General features: G+C 48.8%; 2 pseudogenes. Both read left to right on the top strand.

Annotated elements, in window-relative coordinates:
* Positions 1–210, top strand: a pseudogene (locus tag JW499_RS21455) (transposase); the annotation flags it as partial.
* Positions 211–282: 72 nt separating this feature from the next.
* Positions 283–1160 (top strand): annotated as a pseudogene (locus JW499_RS21450) (IS3 family transposase); the annotation flags it as partial.
* Positions 1161–1287 lie beyond the last annotated feature (127 nt).

The following is a 1287-nucleotide window of genomic DNA, read 5'->3' as shown; positions in this document are numbered from 1 at the left end:
AATCAGGCTAAAGGACTGTCGGCTAATACGATCACGCGGCTTAAAGGGAAATGGCTGGAAGAGCATGATCAATGGCGACGCCGCGACCTGAACAACAAACGTTACGTCTACTTTTGGGCGGATGGTGTGCATAGCAACGTACGAATGGATGACCGGCTGTGCCTGCTGGTGATCATCGGAGTAACAGAGCATGGCCGCAAGGAACTGGTGGGGTAATCCCCCCGAAAATTAGCGGTGCTCAAAAGTAGAATTTTCTCGTAATCTATACGCAGGAGATTCTGCATGAAAAAATCACGTTACACCGACAGCCAGATCATGGCGATTCTTAAGCAAGCTGAAGCAGGCACGCCCGTGCCAGAACTGTGCCGTGAACACGGCATGAGTTCCGCGACATTTTATAAATGGCGGGCCAGGTATGGTGGTATGGATGCTTCACTTATGGCACGCCTGAAGGAACTTGAGGAGGAAAATCGTCGCCTTAAAAAGATGTATGCCGAAGAGCGCCTTAAGGCTGAGATAGTTCAAGAAGCTTTACAAAAAAAGTGGTAAAGCCGTCTCGCCGTAAGGAGATGGCGCAACAAGCAGTCGCCACGAAGGGAACAAGTATCAGGTTGGCATGCACAGCATTTGGTATCAGTGAGACCTGTTATCGTTACCACTCCAGACTGGACTCTGAAAATGCTGAAATAGCCGATTGGCTGATTCAGTTGACCAATAAAGAGTCTGACTGGGGCTTTGGTATGTGCTTTGAGTACCTGCGTAACGTGGAAGGTTTTCGATGGAATCATAAACGGGTATATCGGATTTACTGTGAGCTGTCGCTAAATCTCAGGATACGGCCGCGGCGACGGTTAAAGAGGCATAAGCCTGAGCCTCTTAAGCAGCCTCTACGCCAGAATCAGGTCTGGTCAATGGATTTCATGCACGATCAGCTTTCGGATGGTCGTAAGTACCGTCTGTTCAACGTGATTGATGATTATCGGCGGGAAGGCCTATCGATTGAAGCAGGCTTTTCACTCCCCTCCATACGGGTCATCAGAACGCTGAACCAATTGATCGAGTGGCGAGGAAAGCCTGTGGTTCTTCGTTGTGATAATGGTCCTGAGTTCATCAGTCACGAGTTCACCAACTGGGCTAAAAAGCGAGATATTCGAATTGAATGAGATATGGTGATTTCTGGTGTATGGAGAAAGATAGAGAGGGTGGCGTATCCTGTTGATTGATCTCGCCAGATCGCAATCAACAGAAGAGAGATACGCCATGAGTAAGTTTACCCTGACAGCCCGG

It is taken from the genome of Amphritea pacifica (assembly GCF_016924145.1).
Taxonomy (GTDB): Bacteria; Pseudomonadota; Gammaproteobacteria; order Pseudomonadales; family Balneatricaceae; genus Amphritea; species Amphritea pacifica.
This window is presented reverse-complemented; position numbering and strand designations above follow the sequence as displayed.